This window comes from Streptosporangium sp. NBC_01469 (assembly GCF_036227305.1).
Classification (GTDB): domain Bacteria; phylum Actinomycetota; class Actinomycetes; order Streptosporangiales; family Streptosporangiaceae; genus Streptosporangium.
In genome coordinates, this window is the sequence record NZ_CP109465.1 from 9,243,141 (window position 1) to 9,263,029 (window position 19,889).

15 protein-coding genes and 1 pseudogene are annotated in these 19,889 nt (G+C 70.6%); 7 read left to right on the top strand and 9 right to left on the bottom strand.

What is annotated here, in order from left to right; genetic code table 11:
- Positions 1 to 4 precede the first annotated feature (4 nt).
- On the top strand, positions 5 to 2,119 hold the full coding sequence (locus tag OG587_RS40190) for an ATP-binding protein (protein ID WP_329084082.1): 2,115 nt from the start codon (positions 5 to 7) through the stop codon (positions 2,117 to 2,119).
- Position 2,120: 1 nt separating this feature from the next.
- Here the strand turns inward: OG587_RS40190 and OG587_RS40195 are convergent, their stop codons facing one another.
- Together OG587_RS40195 and OG587_RS40200 are read right to left on the bottom strand one after the other, a co-directional pair.
- Entirely contained in the window at positions 2,121 to 3,116 is a 996-nt protein-coding gene (locus OG587_RS40195) for a 4-epi-cubebol synthase (protein WP_329084083.1), read from the bottom strand.
- 71 nt (positions 3,117 to 3,187) lie between these two features.
- Complete coding sequence (locus OG587_RS40200) at positions 3,188 to 3,580, bottom strand: ankyrin repeat domain-containing protein (protein ID WP_329084085.1); 393 nt, start codon at positions 3,578 to 3,580, stop codon at positions 3,188 to 3,190.
- A 102-nt stretch (positions 3,581 to 3,682) separates the two neighbouring features.
- On the opposite strand from OG587_RS40200, the gene OG587_RS40205 reads away from it, so the two are divergent.
- Entirely contained in the window at positions 3,683 to 4,591 is a 909-nt protein-coding gene (locus OG587_RS40205) for a proteasome assembly chaperone family protein (RefSeq protein ID WP_329084087.1), read from the top strand.
- 102 nt (positions 4,592 to 4,693) lie between these two features.
- On the top strand, positions 4,694 to 5,764 hold the full coding sequence (locus OG587_RS40210; protein ID WP_329084088.1) for a Gfo/Idh/MocA family oxidoreductase: 1,071 nt from the start codon (positions 4,694 to 4,696) through the stop codon (positions 5,762 to 5,764).
- Here the strand turns inward: OG587_RS40210 and OG587_RS40215 are convergent.
- Complete coding sequence (locus tag OG587_RS40215; RefSeq protein WP_329084089.1) at positions 5,761 to 6,561, bottom strand: tyrosine-protein phosphatase; 801 nt, start codon at positions 6,559 to 6,561, stop codon at positions 5,761 to 5,763. The two genes, OG587_RS40210 and OG587_RS40215, sit on opposite strands and share 4 nt — an antisense overlap.
- 160 nt (positions 6,562 to 6,721) lie before the next feature.
- Between OG587_RS40215 and OG587_RS40220 the strand changes: the two genes are divergently transcribed.
- Positions 6,722 to 7,594, top strand: coding sequence for a hypothetical protein (locus OG587_RS40220; protein ID WP_329084090.1), 873 nt, complete (start codon positions 6,722 to 6,724; stop codon positions 7,592 to 7,594).
- A 266-nt stretch (positions 7,595 to 7,860) separates the two neighbouring features.
- Here the strand turns inward: OG587_RS40220 and OG587_RS40225 are convergent, their stop codons facing one another.
- Positions 7,861 to 10,440 carry an NB-ARC domain-containing protein gene (locus OG587_RS40225; RefSeq protein WP_329084091.1) on the bottom strand — a complete coding sequence of 860 codons (2,580 nt, stop codon included), beginning with the start codon at positions 10,438 to 10,440 and terminating at the stop codon, positions 7,861 to 7,863.
- 240 nt (positions 10,441 to 10,680) lie between these two features.
- On the bottom strand, positions 10,681 to 12,780 hold the full coding sequence (locus OG587_RS40230; protein ID WP_329084092.1) for a M6 family metalloprotease domain-containing protein: 2,100 nt from the start codon (positions 12,778 to 12,780) through the stop codon (positions 10,681 to 10,683).
- Between the two features lie 142 nt (positions 12,781 to 12,922).
- Here OG587_RS40230 and OG587_RS40235 point away from each other — a divergent pair, with 142 nt between their 5' ends.
- Complete coding sequence (locus tag OG587_RS40235) at positions 12,923 to 13,981, top strand: amidohydrolase family protein (protein ID WP_329084093.1); 1,059 nt, start codon at positions 12,923 to 12,925, stop codon at positions 13,979 to 13,981.
- Positions 13,982 to 14,162: 181 nt separating this feature from the next.
- On the opposite strand, the gene OG587_RS40240 is transcribed toward OG587_RS40235, so the two are convergent.
- Positions 14,163 to 14,573, bottom strand: coding sequence for a MarR family winged helix-turn-helix transcriptional regulator (locus OG587_RS40240; RefSeq protein WP_329084094.1), 411 nt, complete (start codon positions 14,571 to 14,573; stop codon positions 14,163 to 14,165).
- A gap of 123 nt (positions 14,574 to 14,696) precedes the next feature.
- On the opposite strand from OG587_RS40240, the gene OG587_RS40245 reads away from it, so the two are divergent.
- Positions 14,697 to 16,430 carry an ABC transporter ATP-binding protein gene (locus OG587_RS40245; protein WP_329084095.1) on the top strand — a complete coding sequence of 578 codons (1,734 nt, stop codon included), beginning with the start codon at positions 14,697 to 14,699 and terminating at the stop codon, positions 16,428 to 16,430.
- Positions 16,431 to 16,586: 156 nt separating this feature from the next.
- Here the strand turns inward: OG587_RS40245 and OG587_RS40250 are convergent, their stop codons facing one another.
- A complete protein-coding gene (locus OG587_RS40250) occupies positions 16,587 to 17,429 on the bottom strand; it encodes an arylamine N-acetyltransferase family protein (RefSeq protein ID WP_329084096.1) in 843 nt (280 codons plus the stop codon).
- 138 nt (positions 17,430 to 17,567) lie between these two features.
- Positions 17,568 to 18,245: an SDR family NAD(P)-dependent oxidoreductase gene (locus OG587_RS40255; RefSeq protein WP_329084097.1), complete on the bottom strand. Its 678-nt coding sequence runs from the start codon at positions 18,243 to 18,245 to the stop codon at positions 17,568 to 17,570.
- Between the two features lie 209 nt (positions 18,246 to 18,454).
- Between OG587_RS40255 and OG587_RS40260 the strand changes: the two genes are divergently transcribed.
- Positions 18,455 to 19,261: a hypothetical protein gene (locus OG587_RS40260; protein ID WP_329084098.1), complete on the top strand. Its 807-nt coding sequence runs from the start codon at positions 18,455 to 18,457 to the stop codon at positions 19,259 to 19,261.
- A gap of 255 nt (positions 19,262 to 19,516) precedes the next feature.
- Here OG587_RS40260 and OG587_RS40265 read toward each other — a convergent pair.
- Positions 19,517 to 19,627, bottom strand: a pseudogene (locus tag OG587_RS40265) (DNA-binding response regulator); the annotation flags it as partial.
- Between the last annotated feature and the right edge of the window lie 262 nt (positions 19,628 to 19,889).

Genomic DNA, 19,889 nt, shown 5'->3' on the forward strand with positions numbered 1-19,889 from the left:
CGCCATGACAACGCCAGCAGGATGGCGGCGAGACGGCAATCTGCCCAACGAGCTGACCAGCTTCGTGGGGCGCACCAGGTTGCTCACCACACTCCGGCAGCGGCTGGGCGAGCACCGCCTGGTCACGGTGACCGGCATCGGGGGCGTCGGTAAGTCCCGCACCGCCCTGCGGATCGCGCACCAGATGCGGAGCGACTTCAAGGACGGCGTCTGGTTCGCCGACCTGGCCCGCCTCCAGGACTCGGGGATGGTCCGTCACACGATCACCTCGGCCCTCGGGATCGCCGACCAGTCCGCCCGCTCGGCGGACGAGACGCTGGTCGAGTGGCTGGGCGACCGCGAGATCCTCCTGATCATCGACACGTGCGAGCACCTGGTCGACGCGTGCGGTGCCCTGTTCGAAGACCTGCTCGACAACGCCGCGGGGCTGACCATCCTGGCGACCAGCCGCCAGTCGCTGAACGCCAGGGGCGAGCACACGGTCACCATCCCGCCGCTGGCCGTCCCCGGTGACTCCCCCGGCGAAGACGTCTTCACCAACGAGGCGGTGCAGCTCTTCGTCGCGCGGGCGAGCGCGGTGGTGCCCAACTTCATGCTGGACGAGCACAACATCGGCCCGGTGGCCGAGCTCTGCCGCCGCCTCGACGGCATACCGCTCGCCATCGAGCTGGCCGCGGTCCGGATGCGCGCCCTGTCGGTGGAGCAGATCCTCGGCCTGCTGGCCGACCGGTTCAGCCTGCTCGCGGGGGCCAGCCGCACGGCGCTGCCCAGGCACCAGACGCTGCGGGCCGCGATCGGCTGGAGCCACGAGCTGTGCGAGCCGGCCGAGCGGCTGCTGTGGGCGCGGCTGGCGGTCTTCGCCGGAGACTTCGAGCTCGACGCCGCCCGCTACGTCTGCTCGGGCGACAGCCTCCCCTCCGAGGACATCATGGAGCTCATCTCCAGCCTGGTGGAGAAGTCGATCCTGCTGAGCGACGGCACGCCCTCCGGGCACCGCTACCGGCTGATCGACACGCTGCGGCAGTACGGCGAGGAGTGGCTGGACAAGCTCGGCGAGACCGCCGGGATCAGGAAGAGGCACCGCGACTACTACCTGCAGCTGGCCAAGCGGAGCGAGGACGCCTGGTCGGGCGCCCGCCAGGTCTACTGGTACGTCAGGATGCGCCACGAGCACGACAACATCCGCGTCGCGCTCGACCACTGCCTGCGCAACCCCGGCGAGGTGCAGGAGGGGCTGAAACTGCTGTCCTCCCTGTGGTTCATGTGGGTGGCCTGCGGTCTGGCCCGCGAGGGCAGGCTCTACCTGGAGAAGACCCTGGAGCTGGCGCGCCAGCCGAGCCCCGACCGGTGCAAGGCGCTGTGGGTGCTGTCCTACATCAACAGCGCGCAGGGAAACATCACCGGCGCGATCGAGGCCGCGGAGCAGTGCAGCTCCGACGCCGTCAGGGTCGGCGACTCGGGCGCGGTCATCCTGGCCACCAAGATGCTCGGCACGGCCGCGTTCCTCCAGAACGACCTGCAGAAGGCGAGCGCGCTGCTGGGCGTGGCGATCGAGTTCCACAAGAGCGGGCGCGAGCTCAACCCGGGCCTGCTGCCCTCGATCGTCGAGCTGTCCATGGTGCTGCTCATCCAGAACGAGCCGGCCGAGGCCGAGGTGCTGCTGCGCGACTGCATCGCGGTCTGCACCCAGCGCGGCGAGCTGTGGCTGCGCTCGTACGCCATCTACGCGCTCGCCAGCGTGTACCAGGCGATGGGCCGTTCCCCCGAGGCCATGTCGAACGCGCGCGAGGCGCTCCGGCTCAAGCGCTACTTCCACGACGTGCTCGGCATCGGCCTGGCGATCGAGGTGGTGGCCAAGCAGGCGCTGGAGGACGGCCAGGCGGCGCTCGCGGCCCGGCTGATGGGTGGCGGCCAGGCCAACTGGCGCACCTTCGGGATGCCGCAGCTGGGCTCCCCGTTCTTCAACTCCGAGCACGACCGCTGCATCAAGGAGTGCAGGCGCGTGCTCGGTGAGGAGGCTCACGAGAAGGCGTTCGCCCAGGGCAGGAAGCTCAACCTGGAGGAGCTGATCGTCCTCGCGCTCGGAGACCACGAGGACGGCCAGGTCGTTCAGGGGTGAGTCATCCGGTGGGGGGCCCGGGTGCCTCGGACTGCCAGGCGGCCGTGTAGCGGGAGCTGGTCAGCGAGTAGTCGACGCTGCCGCTGATCCAGAACTCCAGGCCGCGCACGTAGGCGAGCACCGCCTCGGAGCCGAGCGCCTCCAGCGAGGGACGCAGGGCCACCATGTCGGCGATGGCCCGGTTGCGCATGGCGCCGATCGCCTCCATGGCCTGCTGCCGCGAGTAGCCCCGGTGCCTGGCGAGCACGCTCACCAGGTTGTTGCGTGAGTTGGCGCCGTCGCTCTCCTTGGCGTACGAGATGAGGTCGTTGTCCCAGACGACGACGTCGTTGGCGCTCTCGGTGATCGCCTTGACGTCGGGGTGGCGCCACTCCTCGGGGGTGAGGCTGCGTCCGCTGGCGACGTCGATGAGGGCGAAGACGGTGAGCATCGCGCCGGTGCGCCGCCGCATGAAGATGTAGTCGTCCACCTGCGGCACGACGTCGGCCTCGCGGTTGGCGGCCTCCCACACCTGGGCGAAGAGGTAGTCCTTGGTGACGGTGCGCCAGCGGTCGAGCTGGTCGTCGTCGCCGTACCTGGAGATCCTGGTCTTGATCTCCAGGAGCGTCCTGGCGAAGACGTCGTCGACCTCCTGCCCGGCCTCCAGGTCGTCCAGGACGGTGAACAGCCGGGGCAGGGCGCGGGTTATCTCACCGGCGCCGCGGCCCGACTCGCAGAAGGCGTCGTCGAAGGCGAACAGCCACACGCACCAGTCGGTCGCCAGGCGAAGCGTGTGGTGTTCGGCATAGGGATACGTGCGGGCTCCCAGCCAGCCGTACTTGGCCTGGCGGTAGCGCTCGACGGTCTCGTCATCCTCCAGGATGCCCGTGTCCACGAGCCAGTCGAGGGTCTCGGTGTTGACCCGCTCGACGTGGGGGTTGACCTCGCTGGGGAAGGGACAGGGTAACGGGGGGATGCGGAGAGGTAGGCCTGACCTACGCGTAGTAGTAGTTCCCACTCCCCAAGGATGGCCGAAGGACGCCTGTTTTCCTATACGTCAGGAAACACCTGGATATCGCGGTTTCTGACTTATCTCTCGAACCATTTCAGGTATTCGTCCTGGCCGAACATCCGGGCCGCGTCCGCCGCCGAGGGGGTTCCGGCGTTCGGATCGGCCCCGGCCTCCAGAAGTGCCCTGATCACACCGGGTTCCTTCTTGAACACCGCGCCCGCCAGCGGCGTCTGCCCCCGGTCGTTGGCCCTGCCGGGGTCGGCGCCCAGCTCGGCCAGCGCCCGGACCGTCCCGGCGTGGCCGTGGTAGGCGGCGAGCATCAGCAGGGTGTCGCCCCTGTCGTTGGTGAGATCGGCCGGAACCCCGGCCTCGACGTAGGCGCGGAGCCGCTCCGTCTCGCCGGTTCTCGCCAGATCGAACAGACGGGTTGCGAACTCCTCAAGCTCAGGGTCAGGCTGCATGTGACCCATTGTGCCCCGGTAGGGTGCCGTGTGATCGCCGAGGGCAGGCGGAATTCAGCGGACCCCACACGGGTTGAGCTGAAGAGACGACCGACGAAAGGCTGGAAAACGGTGTTCGACCCGACGGATCTCTACCGGCTCAGCGGAGACGTCCCTGAGCTGACCGATCCGGTGCTGCTCTACCACTTCGACGGGTTCGTGGACGCGGGCGGCGCCGGACGACTCGCCATCACCCACCTGCTCGACGAGCTGGAGCACCGGGTCGTGGCGACCTTTGACGTGGACCGTCTGCTGGACTATCGCTCCCGGCGGCCCACCATGACCTTCGACACCGACCGCTGGGTGGCCCTGGAGAGTCCCGAGCTCCTGCTGCACCTGGCCCACGACACCACGGGAACCCCGTTCCTGCTGCTCAGCGGCCCCGAGCCCGACCGCGAGTGGGAGCTGTTCACCGCCGCCGTCGACACGCTGGCCACCCGGCTGAACGTCGGCAGGCTGGTGACCACCCACGGCATCCCGATGGCCGTCCCGCACACCCGCCCGCTGGGCGTCACCGGCCACGCCAGCCGCCCCGAGCTGGTCACCGGCCAGAGCAGCGCCTTCGGCAAGGTCCAGGTGCCCGGCAGCGTGGCCGCGCTGATCGAGTTCCGGCTCGGCGGCAAGGGGCGCGACGCCCTCGGCTACGCCGTGCACGTCCCGCACTACCTGGCCCAGGCCGAATACCCGTCGGCCGCGGTGACCGCGCTGGAGGCGGTCACCAAGAGCACCGGGCTGGTGTTCCCGCTGGAGAGCCTGCGCGAGGCCGCGGAGAAGACCGACGCCGAGATCGCCGAGCAGATCCAGGCCTCCCAGGAGCTTTCCACCGCCATCACCGGCCTGGAGCAGCAGTACGACGCGTTCGCGGCGGGCTCCGAGCGCGAGAGCCTGATGGCCGAGCCCTCGGAGATGCCGACCGGCGACGAGCTCGCCGCCCAGTTCGAGGCGTTCCTGGCCGAGCGTGACGAGCAGCGCGGTGACTGATCTCGGCGTCGGTCCCGTCCGGCACATCGGTCCCGCCGGACACGGAGTCGGGCACGGAGTCGAGCACGGAGTCGAGCACGTCCGCGGCGCCCTGGACGCGCGATGACCGACCTGCGCGTCGGTCTCGTCGGGTACGGGGTGGCCGGGGCGTTCTTCCACGCCCCGCTGATCTCCGCGACGCCGGGGCTGAGGCTGTCGGCGGTGGTCACCGGTGATTCGGAGCGGGCCGCCGAGGTCTCGGGCAAGTACGGCGCGCGGGTGGCCGGGGACGCCGCCGAGCTGTGGGACTCCGTCGACCTGGTCGTGATCGCCTCCCCCAACCGTACGCACGTCCCGCTGGCGGAGGCCGCGCTGAAGGCGGGCCTGCCGGTGGTGGTGGACAAGCCGCTGGCCGCGACCGCCGCGGAGGCGCGCGGTCTGGTGGACCTGGCGCGCGATCTCGGCCTGATGCTGACTGTGTTCCAGAACCGGCGCTGGGACGGCGACTTCCTGACGCTCGGGCGCCTGGTCGCGGAGGGCGAGCTGGGCGAGGTCAACCGGTTCGAGTCGCGTTTCGAACGCTGGCGGCCGGTGCCGAAGGGCGGCTGGCGCGAGACGGGCGGGACCGAGGAGGTCGCCGGGCTGCTGTACGACCTCGGCAGCCACCTGGTCGACCAGGCCCTGCGGCTGCTCGGCCCGGCCGTCGACGTCTACGCCGAGTCGGACGTGCGCCGTTCCGGGGTGAACGCCGACGACGACACCTTCATCGCCGTCTCCCACGCGGGCGGGGCCCGCTCCCACCTGTGGGCGAGTTCGGTCGCCTCCCGGCCGGGCCCCCGCTTCCGGGTGCTGGGCTCGCGGGCGGGATACCTGAAGTACGGCCTGGACGTGCAGGAGGAGCAGCTGCGCGCCGGTCTGACGCCCGCCTCCCCCGGCTTCGGCGAGGAGCCGCCCGAGCGCTGGGGCACCCTCGGCGCGGACGGCGGCGGTTCCGGCGATGTCGGCGACGGTGTCCGCATCGTTCCCACGGAGCGCGGCGCCTACGCCGGCTTCTACCGGGCCGTGCTGGCGTGCCTGCACGAGGGCGCCCCGCCACCGGTCGCCCCGGAGGAGGTCGTCGAGGCTCTCACCGTGCTGGAGGCCGCCCGGCGCTCGGCCGCCGAGCGCCGGGTCGTCGTCCTGGAGAACCCCTAGTCGCGCAGCCGGGCGCGGAGGATCCGCGAGTCGGTCTCGCTCCAGCCGTGCGAGGCGAGCCACTCCAGCGGTCCGCCGAACCGGTCGTCGAGGACGCCCAGGAACTGCTCGATGTACTCGGACCTCGGGCGGTGGTCCTCGGCCGGGCGGGTGTCGAGGTCGTCGCGGTAGGTGTCGCTGGAGCGCAGCCGCGCCAGGATGCCCTCCAGGCGGTCGCCCGTGGCGACGTAGTCGGTGACGATCGCCTCGCGGGTGGCGCCGGCGACCTCGAGCGCGAGGGCGCACACGACACCGGTGCGGTCCTTGCCCGCCGCGCAGTGGACGATGGCGGCCCCCTCGTCGAGGGCCATGGCGCGCAGGGCGGCCAGGACCGAGTCGGGGCGGTCGCGGAGGTAGCCGTAGTAGAAGCCGGTCACCCGGAGCTCGGCGAGGTCCTCCTCGATCCGCTCCTCGGTCCAGGGCAGCACCTTGTCGGCCTCGATGGTGTCGGCGTCGACGTCGGTGTACACGCCGCCCTCGGCGAACAGGGTGAGGTGGTGGATGTTCACCTCCGGCACCTCGGTGAGCGGCCCCGGCCCCTCCAGGCGTACCTCGGGCCCCGAGCGCAGGTCGACGACGTTGCGGAGCTTCAGCTCGGCGACGAGCCGCCGGACATCCCGTCCGGTCAGTCCCTGCAGGTTGTCCGACCGGTAGATCCGGCCGAAGCGTGTGGTCCCGCCGTCCACCGTGGCGAGCCCGCCGAGGTCGCGGACGTTGACGGCACCTTCAAGATCGATCCAACGCGTGAAGTCGTTCATCACCTTGGAGTTTATACGTCCCTTTACGCGTGGGCAGTTAACACCCGACACCGGTTTCCGTAATTACCGATGTCCTCATACGGCATCCGTAAATGCGTCATTTCTCCCTCCATGAGAGACAGTGGAAGGACCCGCCGGTACCCCATCACAAGGAGATCGCGTGGATCCGAGGAGACGTCCCCCGCACCTGCTGATCGATCCGGCCCTGCCCGCCCCGATCTCCTCGGTCTTACGCGCCAGCCCGCAGGCGCTGCGCGCGGCCCGGCTGGGGCAGGTCCCCGGCCGCAGGGGGCCCGATCCCGTCAAGGTGGTGGCGATCGCCGGACTCCTGCTGCTCATGGCGAGTCTGAGCCCCACGGGAGGCTTCATCGCCGTCCTCGTCCTGATCTCCTTCTCCGCGCTGCGCGGCCTGAGCGACGACCCCGAGGGCCGACGGGAGCGGCGGCGCGTCCGGGTCGCCATGGAGCACAAGGACCGGTTCATCCTGCCAGAGGACCTCGACGGCGACTGCGGTGACCTGCTCCGCCGCACGCAGGACGCCACCGAGACGATCCTCGACTCCGAGATCAACCGGGCGCGCCTGCTCGACACGATCGACAACGCGGTGACCCTGCCCGACCAGACCTGGCGGATCGCCAGGAAGCTGGTGCGGCTGTCGGACATGAGGGCCGAGCACAACCGGCTCGTACCGGGCGCGCCCCCGCCCGAGGTGGCCGAGGCCTTCACCCCCTACGTCAAGGCCCTGGAGACCGCCGAGATCTCGCTGACCAGGCGGATCCGCGCGCTGGAGGAGTACGCCAGGCAGGTCCGCAAGGCCGACGGCGTCTACCGCGCCTACCGGCAGCTCCAGGTGCTCGCGGAACGGACCCCCCGGTACGAGGCCCTGGTCGCCGAGACCGCGGAGGACTCTCTGGCCCTCCCCGGGCTGGAGCACCTGACCGAGCAGGCCCAGCAGGTCAAGAAGCTGTTCCACGAGAGCATCGACGAGGCGCGCGACGCCGCCCGGCACCTGATGACGGCCACCGACTCCTGAACACCTCGGCCTCCGCCCCCGGCACGGCACAGGCAGGGCACAGGCAGGGCACAGGCAGGGCACAGGCAGGGCACAGGCAGGGCACCGGCACCGGCACCGGCACGGACACGGACACGGCGCGCGGATTCCGTGTCTCGGCCACGGCGCGGTGTGCGGATCCCGCACCCGGCCACGGACCGGCCCGGGGACGTCCCGGATCCCGCGGCGACTTCCCCGCACACCGCCCGCCTCCCGGACCGGCGTGCGACCGGAGCCGGCGTACGCTCTCAGCCCTCCGCGCGGCGCAGGAGTTCCAGGGTGCGGCCCATCCCCGCCTGGTTGCCGAGGCTGCGGTAGATGTCCTGGGCCTGCCGCAGTGCCGCGACCGAGGCCTGCCGGTCGCCCGCATCCAGGTGGGCCTCCCCCAGGTAGCGCAGGCTCCTGGCCATCCACCACCGGTCGCCCAGCTCCCCGAAGTCGCGCACCGCCCGCAGCAGCGACTCCTGCGCCTCGCGCGTACGGCCGAGCCGCCCGTGGGCGCGTCCCGCCGACAGCTCGGACCTGGCCACGCCCCACGAGTCGCCGAGCGCGGTGAGCATCTCGGTGGCCCGGCGCACGTAGGTGAGCTCGCGCAGCGCGTTGGCCGGGTTGCCGACCTCCCCCGCCGCGCGCAGGCACCTGGCCTCCTCCCACAGTTCCCCGCGGAGCCGGAACATCTCGGCGGCCCGGTCCAGGCTGAAACCGGCCCGCGCGAAGTCCTCACTCGCGGCGCGGGCGTCGCCGGCGGCGTGCAGTCCCCTGGCGGTCGCGCCGAGCACCTCGCCGTACGCGCGCAGCGTCTGCGCCTCCGAGTAGCGGTTGCGGTCGCGCTCGAACACCCCCAGGGCGTCCTCCAGCAACTCCCGCGCCTCCTCGGGCCTGCGCTGGGCGAGCCGGAGTTCGGCGAGGTTGCGCTGGGTCCTGGCCGCCCACCAGCGGTCGTCCTCGCCCTTGAAGGCGGTGATGGCGCCGATCAGGTAGCCCTGCCCTCGGTCGAGGTGGCCGTCGTTGAACAGGGACATGCCGACCGCGCGCATCGCCCGCGCCGCCCACCAGGTCTCGCCGAGGTCGGTGAAGATCTCCAGTGCCCGCTCCGCGTCCGCCGTGGCGCTGTGGTGGCCGCCCTGCCCGCCCGCCACCGCCGACCGGTCCAGCAGCGCGATGCCCAGCGCCCGCGGGTCGCCCATCCGGTCCGCGGCCTCGCACAGGATCTCGGCGACCGCCCGCCAGTCGGACCAGTAGGCCCGCAGGGAGTGGCAGAGCGAGCAGAAGGCCCGGCCGAGCCCCCAGGCCAGCTCCCACATCTCCATGCTCCTGGCCTGGCCGATCGCGGCGACCAGGGTGAGCCGCTCGGCGTTGAGCCAGTCGGCCGCCGAGGTCTGCGCCCGCGTCACCGTCACCGGGGCGGACTCCGTGCCGGCGGGCCTGACCCTGCGCCCCCAGTCCTGGGGCCAGCGGGCCACGGCCGCGGCCTCCGCGCGGCGGCGGTAGCCGGACAGGACCCGCTCGACGGCCGCCCTGCGGTGGCTCTCGTCGTCGTCGGAGAGCGCCAGCTCACGGGCGAAGATCTTGACGAGGTCGTGCAGCCGGTAGCGCATCACCCCGGAGAGGTCGATGCCCGAGCACTCCGCGAGCTGGGCGTCGATGAGCGCCTCCAGCTGGTCGGCGCCCTCGGGCTCGGAGGTGGCGAGCAGTTCCCCCGCCACCCAGCCGGGCACGTCGGGGGCGCTGACCATGCTGAGCAGGCGCAGCAGGCGGCGCTGGAGGCCGGTGCAGTCGTCGTAGCTCAGCTGCAGGGAGGCACGTACGCTCTTGTCGAGCCTGCGGCCGATCTCCAGCTGGTCGAGGCGGCGGCGCTCGTCCCTCAGCCCGTCGGCGAGGCGGCGCAGGGTCCAGTTCTCCCGGGTGGCCAGGCGACCGCCGCAGATGCTGATGGCCAGCGGCAGGTGGTCGCACATCCGTACGATCTCCTGGGCCGACTCCAGGTCGGCGGCGACCCTGTCGTCCCCGGCCAGCCGCGCCAGCAGCTCGACGCCCTGCGCCTCGCTGAACACCGACAGCCGCTTGTCGTAGGTGTTGAGCAGGAACAGCGGCTGCCTCGACGTGACCATGACCGCGCACCCGGCCTCGGCCGGGATCAGGTCCTTGACCTGGTCGCCGTCGTGGGCGTTGTCCAGGCAGATCAGGATGCGCCTGCCCTTGGTCCAGGTCAGCCAGAGCGTGCGCAGCTCGGCCAGGCCGCCCGGGTCGGTGGTGAGCCGAACGCCGAGCGCGCGCAGGAAGCCGATCAGCACCTCCTCGGGGCCGACCGGGGCCTCCACCTCGCCGCGCAGGTCGGCGTAGAGGCGTCCGTCGGGGAAGCTTCCGGCGATCTCGTGCCCGAACCTGGCGATGAGCACGGACTTGCCCACCCCGCCCCTGCCGTACACCGAGACGACCAGCGGCGAGGCGCTCCCCGCGTGGTCCCGGGAGCGGCGGCGCTCGGCGAAGACCTCGCGCAGCTCGGCCAGCGACTCGGTGCGGCCGGTGAAGTGCGAGGAGACCGGCGGCCACTGGTCGGGCGGGCGCCACGACGTTCCGGCGCCACCGACGCCCCGCTCCTCGGACCGCGAGCCGGTCGTCGCCCAGGTGAGCAGGCCGACCAGGAGACCGGCGAGCGCGGTGACGCCGACCTTGGCCTCGGTGGGCAGCTCCCACACGTCCAGCGAGGTCGCCAGGACGCTGGCCACGGCCGCGGCGATCCCGGCCGCGGCGGGCGCCGCCAGCGGTATCCGGCGTCTCGGCGGCTTCGAACCACGCTGATCAGGCACGTTCGACGGCCCGGCCATTCACACCCCTCGGAGAAGCCCACGGCACGCCCGCGGTCCCCGCCCGGCCGGCGCGTTCTCTCAAGATTGATTCAACCAGACGCAATGCCGGTGGCCGCGTGCTCTCACGGCCAACAGCCGGTGAACCCGTTTTTACGGACACCCTTTTCACGGGAGACCCGTTCGCGGACCCCGTTCGCGTCACCTGGGCGCTTCGTGGCGCCCGGGTGACGCGAACGGTTCTCCTACCGCCCTGCGGCGTTAGCGCCCCAGCACGAGGCAGGTCGCCTTGGCCTTCTTGGACGGGTCGCTCTCCGAGGTGGCGGTGAGGGTCACCTTGGCGAGGTGGCTGCCTCCTGCCCCGCGTCGCGCGTTCACGGTGACCAGGGTGTTCTTGCCGGAGTCGGCGGTCGCGAGCTCGTTGGGCAGCGAGGCCGTCCAGCCGCGTCCGTCGACGGTCGCCGACAGCCGGTAGACGTCACCCTTGAGGTAGGCGCTCACGTCCTCCGGGTGCTGCCCCAGTGCCTGGGCGGCCCTGCCTGTGTTGAACAGCGGGAAGCCGCAGGACGTCAGGTCCTTTCCTGAGGGGACGCCGACGGACGGGAGCAGCTTCACGCCACGCTTGTTCGGCCCGGCGCCGTCCAGGGAGCGGATCGCCACCGTGTACGACAGGATGCCCTTGCTGTCGCGCTTGAGGTCGAGGACGTAGAAGTGGAGCCGGTTGGCCTGGTCCACGTACTCGAACTCCGAGCCCGAGTCGGTGCCCGCGTGGAACAGCGCGTCCGACAGCTGGCGGTAGTCGCCGACCGTGATGGGCACGGCGGTGCCGTCCGGCAGCACGTAGTCGGTCATGCCGATGTCCTGCGGGTTGGCGTCGACGACCCACTCGAAGGGCGCCCGGTCCTCGTTCTTGGTCTTGGCCAGCAGCACGCCGGAGTCGGGGGTGAAGGAGTCCGCGCCCATCCTGTCCACGACCTCGACGGTGTAGTTGTTGTAGCCGCCGCCGTCGCAGAACGGATCGGTGTTCACGCCACAGGCCGGGCTGCGGTCACCGTCCCCGAAGGCGATGTTGACCCCCGACAGGCCGGTGGGTCCCGGCTGGGCCACCCGGGCGGTCACCTTGGCCACGACGAGCCCCGACTCGGCCAGCGCCTCCCTGGACAGGCGCAGCACGTTGGCCTCGTCCACCATCTCCAGCTTGATCTTGTTGCGGAGCATGTGCTGGGCGCCCATCGAGCCGCCCGAGGTGGGCGGGATCAGCCAGCGGCTGTGCGGGCCGCCGGGGCCGTTGAAGCTGCCCCGGCTGAGCATCTCCCAGACGCCGGTGTACGCCCGGCGCGCCGGCACCCCGAACGGGTTGTTGTAGTTGTCGCCGATGCCGAGGATGTGGCTGAGCTCGTGGGCGTAGACGCCCTGCCCTGAACTCTCGGCCTGGGTGGAGGATCCGCCCCCGGCGTTGGGCCAGATGGACGAGGCCGAGGCCCAGGACGTCCACTCCACGTAGCGGGTCTCGGCCCAGTTGGGCAGGGCCGGGTCCGGCGGGCCGAAGTCGTCGGTCACCGCCTCCTTGGTCGGGAACTTGATCGGACCGAACTCCTGCCAGGTGGCCGACTCGTCCTGCCCCGCACTCAGGTAGAAGACGAAGTCGAAGCCCGCGGGGACCTCCTGGCCGACGGCGCCGACCCACGCGGCCCGCGCGTCGGTCCTGATGTTCTTGGTGCAGGTGTCGCCGGACGGGCAGGCCGTGCCACCCTGGAACTCCATCGCGTACTCGTGCGACTTGCCCGGCATCTGGTACGGGCCGAACGAGGTCAGCTCCACGCCGTAGCGGCCTCCCGAGTCCTCCATCCAGTACTCGTGGATGGTGTGCCCCCGGTTGAGCTCGTTGGGGGTGTTGAGGAAGTCCTTGTAGAACTGGGCGACCTGGTCGCGGGGGATGTCGTGGGCCTCGGCGCTGGGGTTCCTGAAAACGGTCGAGCCCTTGGGCTGGGTGACCACGAACGGCTGGTTGGGATAGTCGGCCAGGACGAGCGCGCCGCGGAAGGTCCGCTTGGACCCCTTGGCCGCGGGGTCGGCCCAGTTGGTGCCGGGAGGCTTGCGGTAGTCGGCCCACGTCATGTGGTCCGGGTTCTTCCAGTTCTGCGGGTCGATCGGTGCCGGGCCACCCGGGTCGGCGCGCCGCGCGGTCCCGGCCTCGGGAGCGTCCTGCTGCCAGGGCTGGGTCCGGGGCCAGTGGTCCAGACGCCAGGGGTGTTCGGGCTCGGGGACGGGGTCGGCGGAGGCGGGAACGGCGGTGAGGCCGATGGGGATCAGTACGATCGCGGCAAGCAGTACTTTCAGCAACCGGGGGGGTCGTATCACGTTAAAAGACGGTATCGACCGTTTTCAGATAGATCAACAATCTTCTGTCAGGAAGGTGGGAAGACGTTTACCGGAGATGCATTTGAGATCTCCGGCCCATCCCCTTAACCTCTCCAAAAGGGACGAACATACAGGAGCGCCTATGTCGACGCGGGCCGGTCGGACCATCGGCACGCGTGCTCGGGCAGTCGTCTCCATCCACTGCGCACCCCTGGTGCTGCCCGTCGCGAGCCCTCCCGTCAGGGACGGGGCGATCGTCGTCAGGGGCGACCGGATCGTGCGGGTCGGGCCGCGCGCCGAGATCGAGGCCGCCCATCCCCTCCTGTCCCCGGTCCACTGGCCGGGCATGATCGTGCCGGGACTGATCGACGCGCATCTCCGGCTCGACAGGACCTCCGCCCCGGCGCCCGTCCACGGCGTCACGGCGGCGGGAGGCGTCGCCGCGGACCTCGACGCCGCCTCCACCCTCGGCGAGGCCGGACTGGGCGGCGTGACCTATCTGGAGACCCGCTGCGAGGACGAGGAGCAGTGGGAGGACGAGGGGCGCGACCGGCTGATCACCGCGATCCGCGAGGTCGACCACCCGGGCGTCATCGGCATCGCCGCCCACTCCCCCGACCCCCTCGTCATGGAGGACCTGGCCGTCCTGTCCCAGACGTTCGGGCTCCGGCTCCACGCCGAGCCCGGCCGCCACCCGGTCGGCTTCCTCGACGAGGTGGGGGTGCTCACCGCGGGCTGCCACGTCGCGATCTCCGGCCCGCTCGCCGAGGCCGACCGCAAGCTCCTCGGGATCCGCGGCACGGTGATCGCCATCTCGTCGCCGTTCGCCGCGGAAGGCCTCCTCGACGGCGAGAGCGCGATCTCCGTCGGCACCCGTACGGGCGGCGACCCGCTGTCGGTCGCCCGCGCGCTCTCCTACGCCCCGGGCCACGACCGGCTCCTGGTCGAGGCGGTGACGCTGGGCGGCGCGCGGGCGCTGGGCATGGCCGAGGGCCCCGGCCGCCTGGGCTCCCTGGGACGGGGCGGCCGGGCCGACTTCGCCGTCTTCGCCGTGGAGGCCGACGAGCGGACCGCCTACACCGCCCTGCTCCACGAGGGGCCGGGACGGTGCGTGGCCACCTTCGTGGGCGGCAGCCCCCGCTGGCGCCTCGACGAGAGCGACGCCGAGACCGGCGACGCGGAGGCCAGGCGCCTGGCCTGACCACGGTCCTCTTGGACCGACGCGATCCTCTCGGACCGATGCGGTCCTCTTAGGACTATGCGGTCCAAGAGGACCGATTGGACGTCCGGACCGACCGGGTATCCGGATTCATTGGATGTCCAGACCAACCGGACGTCCGAACCGGGCCTCCGAACCGGGCCTCCAGACCGGGCGTCCGGACCTACTGGGCGTCGACCGCGCCCAGCAGTTCCCTGAGCCGGTCCTGCTGCTCGGAGGTGAGCACCGAGAACAGTTCCTCGGCCACCCGCCTGCGCGCCTCGCGCACCCGCTCGTACCGCTCGCGGCCCTCGTCGGTCACCACGAGCAGCGTGGAGCGGCGGTTGGCCGGATCGACCTCGCGGCGGACCAGTCCGGCCTCCTCCAGGGCGTCGATCACCGGGGTCACCGAGCGGGGCACGATCCGCAGCCTCTCGGCGAGCTGCACCATCTTCAGCGGCGGCTCGGAGTCGACGATGACCCTGAGCGCCCGTGCCTGGCCGGGGCTCAGGCCGAGCGGGCCGAGCCGCTCGCCGTACCCCTGCCGCAGTCGACGGCCGACACCGTGCACCAGGTCGGCCAGTTCCGTCTCCACAGCGCCGAACTTATCCCAGTGCCACGGGGAATGAATGTGAGGTAACCTCTGTTTGAGTAAACATCAGAAAGGAGTTCCGTGGAGGAACGAACCAAGAGTGCCATGCGGCACGAAACACCTGACGTGAACGACGAACCCCGCGCCCCCCTGCGGCGCGTCATCGGTCTGTTCCGTCCCTACCGGGGCCGCCTCTCCATCGTGGGCGCCCTCATCGGACTGTCCTCGCTCGTCTCGCTGGCCTCGCCGTTCATGCTCCGCTCGGTGCTCGACGACGCCATCCCGCACGGCAGGACCGGCCTGCTCACCCTGCTCGCGCTCGGCATGGTCGCGGTCGCCGTCGTCACCAGCGTGCTCGACGTCGTCCAGACGCTGATCTCCACCGGGGTCGGCCAGCGCGTCATGCACGACCTGCGTACCGGCGTCTACGGCCACCTGCAGCGCATGTCCATGGCCTTCTTCACCCGCACCAGGACCGGCGAGGTGCAGTCGCGCATCGCCAGCGACATCGGCGGCATGCAGCTGGTGGTCACCTCCACCGCGGCCTCGATGGTCTCCAACCTGACCACCGTGGTGGCGACGATCATCGCGATGCTCGTGCTGGACTGGCGGCTGACCGTGGTGTCGCTGCTGCTGCTCCCCCTCTTCGTCGGGATCAGCCGCAAGGTCGGCCGGGAACGCAGGAAGATCACCTCCGAGCGGCAGCGGAAGATGGCCGCCATGTCGTCGATGGTCCAGGAGTCGCTGTCGATCAGCGGCATCCTGCTGGGCCGGACGATGGGCCGCGGCCCCGAGCTGGCCGGGCGGTTCTCGGCGGCCTCGGACGAGCTGGCCGACCTGGAGGTCCGCTCCAGCATGGCCGGACGCTGGCGGCAGTCCACCATCCAGATCATCATGGCGGCCATGCCTGCGGTGATCTACTGGGCCACCGGGCTGACCTCGACCGTCTCCATCGGCACCGTCGTCGCCTTCACCACGCTCCAGATGAACCTGTTCCGGCCCGCCGTGTCGCTGCTGCGGCTCGGCGTCGACGTGCAGAGCTCCCTGGCGCTGTTCGGCCGGATCTTCGAGTATCTGGACCTGGCCGTGGACATCCACCCCGGCACCCGCACGCCGGAGACCGTACGCGGCGAGATCCGCTTCGAGCACGTCGACTTCTCCTACGGCGAGGCCCCGACCCTCTCGGACGTCGACCTCACCGTCCCCGCGGGCACCGCCCTGGCCGTGGTCGGCGAGACCGGCTCGGGCAAGACCACGCTGAGCTACCTACTACCCCGTCTGTACGACGTGACGGGCGGCCGGGTCACGATCGACGGGGTGGACGTGCGCGACCTGACCTTCGAGGCCCTGGCCGACACGGTCGGCGTGGTCTCGCAGGAGACCTACCTGTTCCACTCCTCGATCGCCGACAACCTCCGGTTCGCCAAGCCCTCCGCCACCGACGAGGAGATCGTCGCGGCCGCGCGGGCCGCCCGGATCCACGACCACATCGCGTCACTTCCCGACGGGTACGACACCGTGGTCGGCGAGCGCGGCTACCGCTTCTCCGGCGGCGAGAAGCAGCGTCTGGCCATCGCCAGGACGCTGCTGCGCGACCCGCCCGTGCTCATCCTCGACGAGGCCACCAGCTCCCTCGACACCCAGACCGAGCGCGCCGTCCAGGAAGCCCTGGACACCCTGTCGCACGGCCGTACCACCATCACGATCGCCCACCGCCTGTCGACGATCCGCGACGCGGACCAGATCGTGGTCCTCGACCACGGCCACGTCGTCGAACGCGGCACCCACGACGAGCTCCTCGCGGCCGACGGCCCCTACGCCGCCCTCGTCAACCGCGACCGCTCCCTCACCTCCGCCTGACCGGAACCGCATCCCGCGACCACGGCGGAACCCACCGGGAACCTCATCCCGACCACCGCCCGCAGCCGCGCATCCGGGCGAACGCGAAGTCCAAACCCGGGGAACCCGCGGGCTCCACGGCCTTCACCGGGCGGTCGGGTCCCGGCCACCGCTCCCTCACCGCCGCCCGGCCCGGACCGTGTCACCCCCGGCGGACGGAACGCGATCAAGCGTGATCCCGAAGTGGTCGAGGTAGGCGGGAAGAAGCTCGGTCTCGTCCAGGACGCGTTCGGTGCGCTCGCCGTCCACGGTCTGGATCAGCTTGCGGCCGCGGAGCGTGGTCCTGCCCCGGGCCGTACGCATCGAGCAGACCGGTGACCTGGTGAAGTGCGACTTCGGGGAGGTCGCCTGCCACCAGCACGTCGGGACGAAGTCCGCCAGCTCGTACGGCCGGGCGGTCAGCCGGTAGGCCGGGTCGCCGTCGTGCGCGATGTCGAGGTCGCCGAAGTAACCGGGACCGCCGTGGCCACCGAGGCCGCCATGACCGTCAGGGGTGCCGGGAGCGCCATGACCGTCAGGAACGCCGGGAGCGAGCCCGATCTGGAACACGCCCCCGCCGTCCCGCTGCTCCGCGCGCCCGTCCAGCCGCAGCGGCCCGTCGGAGAAGTCGCCGAATCCGACGTCGACCAGCCACGGCCCGTCGTCGAGATCGACGCGCAGCGCCAGGTGGTCGAAGAGCGGCCCCGGCGTCGCGCCGTTGAAGACCCGGGCGGCCAGCAGCGTCACCCGGTAACCGAGCGCGGTCAGCAGCTCCGCGAACAACCCGTTCAACTCGTAGCAGAAGCCGCCGCGACGACGGCCGACGACCTTGTCGAACAGCGCGTCCGGTTCGAGCGAGATCACCTCGCCGAGATGGATGCTCAGATTCTCGAACGGCACCGCTCTCAGGTGCGCGAGCTGCAGGGCTCGCAGGCCCTGGACATCCGGCTTCGCGGGCCGGGTCGCGTCCAGCCTGTCCAAGTAGCGAATGATCCGCGATTCATCCATGAGGCAAGCCAACACCACGCGCCACCCATGAATGACGCGGGGCGGAGTTCGCCGTCAGGAGTTCGCCGCCAGAGGTGTCTCCAACCTCTCCCCCATTCCTGGCGAGAGACCTCAGCGCGGCGCCGGCACCACGGACAGCTCGCAGACGTAGGCGTCGGCCGGTGCGCCGAGCACCCAGACGATCATCGCGGCCAGCGTCTGCGGCCGTATGCACGACTCGGGGTCGTACGGGCGCCCGAAGGCACTCCTGACCTCACCTAGCAGGTCGGTCGCCGTCGCCGCGGGATAGACCGTGGTGACGCGTATGCCGTGAGCCGCCTCCTCCTCGCGCAGCGAGTCGGCCAACTCCCGCAGCGCCGCCTTGCTGGCGACGAATGCCGACCAGCGGGGAACACCGGTCATCCCGGGCGAGGCGTTGACGAAGATCACATGGCCCCTGGAGCGCCGCAGCGCGGGCAGCGTCAGCCGTACCAGTTCGGCGGCGGAGGCCACGTTCACCGCCAGTGTCCGCCGCCATGTCTCGGGGCCGGCATCAGCGACGGCCCCGACGGGGGAGATGCCCGCGCAGTGCACCAGCGCCTGCACATCCCCCAGTTCCCCGGCGTCCTCCAGGGCTCCCACGGCGGCGGCCAGCGTTCCGGGTTCGGCCAGATCCGCCTCGATCCCCCGCACCTCCAGCCGCCCGACGTCGCGCCCCACGGCGGTCACCCGATGCCCGGCCTCCACCAGCGCGCTGACCAGCGCCGTCCCGATCCCTCCGGTGGCCCCGGTCACCAGCACGTTCCCCATGACGACTCCCTTCCTCGGCGCGCGATACCTGATCATCGCCGCCGGGAACGAGGCGCACAACATCGTGCGCTTCTGGTCGTTGAACGGAAGAGACCGTCATTCAGCACGAAAAGGGCTCCTTGCCGCGGGACACCTCGCGTGCCCTGCGATATACATAATCACTTATCCGGCGCTAGCATGGCATCTCACCATGAAGTAGCGTTCCGGGCATGGGCGACACTCACCCGGCCAAAAAAATGATCCTGCTGTGCGTCGCGATTATGTTCGTGTCGGCCAGTGCCGGACAGGCGGGAGCGGTCGGTGATTCTCGCGCGGCAGCGGATCAATGGCGCGATTTTCCGTACGCACGCGATCCACGCCCGATAGTCATTGTTGACGATCTCCCCAAAAGGTCGGGAAACGCCAAGCCGGGAACGCGCTTCGCTGTGCGGGAGAAGCTGTCCGACGATCCACCGAAGAGCCAGGAGATCCTCCTCCACGGAGACAGGATGAGCCTTGCTCAGATATCGGCCGCGGACGCTTTCGATCGTCTTTCCGAGCAGCTTCGGCCGATACCCGGCGAGACCATGACCGTCGTCGAAGTGGGCCTGAACCCATTGGTGTGGATGACGGACAGGGGCTCACTGTCACTTCCCTCATGGAGCTTCCACACGGACAACGGAGGGTCGGTAAGCTGGCCGGCGGTGACCCCTGACGCGTTTTGGCGCCTGGGTCGGACAAGACAATCATCGGCGATCACCGGCGTTTCTCTGGACGCGTCGAAAACCTCGCTCTCCTTCGAAACCATCACCGGCCCGGATTCCTGCGGCGGCTCAATGAGTGACGATGATTTCGAAGTCGCCCAACTCCAGTCCATCGTGGTGATCTTTGCCGATGAGTTGAGTGCCCCGGACTCCGGATGTGATGGGCCGGCTTTCGCGATACTGAGGAGGAAAACCGTACGAATCGATCGACCACTGGAGGGAAGGGCCGTTGTCGATCAGCACGGTAATCCCGTGCCGGTTGAAATGCCGTGAAATCATCGTTTCCGGCGGAGTTCCATTCCCGGTCACACACTCTCGGATCGTCAGCAGGTTCGCATCCGTATCGGGAAGCCCGCCGACGTGGCGTATATCCGGGACCGCGACAGCCGTTCCAGCGGGGTGGTCCCGGCGGCACCCACTCGGCCGCGAGGCACCGGGCGGCGACGCGTGGACGACAGGGTGGTCCTCCCATCGATCGCGACGCCTTCCTAGTACTGCGGCCGCCATTCGCTATGTGACCTGGGATGAAAGCATCGGGGCGTTGTCGACCGCGGCCACCAGTTCGAACCCGTGCGCGGACAGCAGCCGCACCAGGCCGTCCCGCAACAGGGCGAAATCTTCGGCTATTACAACACGCACGGCAGCTCCGTGGTCAGCTCGGTGGGTCCGCCGGGAGGGCTGCACGTCGAGCGCGCCGTCGAAGGGGGACAGCCATCGCCGGACACCGGCCAGCCCGCTCCCTGCCGCTGGGTCGGCGCCGCCCCGGCCGTCGTCGCGCACGGTCCAGGCGTAGGACCTCGGCCGTCGCAAGAGGGAGTCGGAGGGCGGTCGGCCGCCGACCTTCGACCCGAAGGTCTACAAGCAGCGCCTCGCTGTGGAGTGCGGCATCAACCGGCTCAAA

What these genes read in the sequence shown, in the direction of transcription:
- OG587_RS40190 (WP_329084082.1), top strand. Translation starts at nt 5, where the DNA reads ATGACAACGCCAGCAGGATGGCGGCGAGACGGCAATCTGCCCAACGAG.
- OG587_RS40200 (WP_329084085.1), bottom strand. Translation starts at nt 3,580, where the DNA reads ATGGGTCACATGCAGCCTGACCCTGAGCTTGAGGAGTTCGCAACCCGT.
- OG587_RS40210 (WP_329084088.1), top strand. Translation starts at nt 4,694, where the DNA reads ATGACCGACCTGCGCGTCGGTCTCGTCGGGTACGGGGTGGCCGGGGCG.
- OG587_RS40215 (WP_329084089.1), bottom strand. Translation starts at nt 6,561, where the DNA reads ATGAACGACTTCACGCGTTGGATCGATCTTGAAGGTGCCGTCAACGTC.
- OG587_RS40225 (WP_329084091.1), bottom strand. Translation starts at nt 10,440, where the DNA reads ATGGCCGGGCCGTCGAACGTGCCTGATCAGCGTGGTTCGAAGCCGCCG.
- OG587_RS40235 (WP_329084093.1), top strand. Translation starts at nt 12,923, where the DNA reads ATGTCGACGCGGGCCGGTCGGACCATCGGCACGCGTGCTCGGGCAGTC.
- OG587_RS40255 (WP_329084097.1), bottom strand. Translation starts at nt 18,245, where the DNA reads ATGGGGAACGTGCTGGTGACCGGGGCCACCGGAGGGATCGGGACGGCG.
- OG587_RS40260 (WP_329084098.1), top strand. Translation starts at nt 18,455, where the DNA reads ATGGGCGACACTCACCCGGCCAAAAAAATGATCCTGCTGTGCGTCGCG.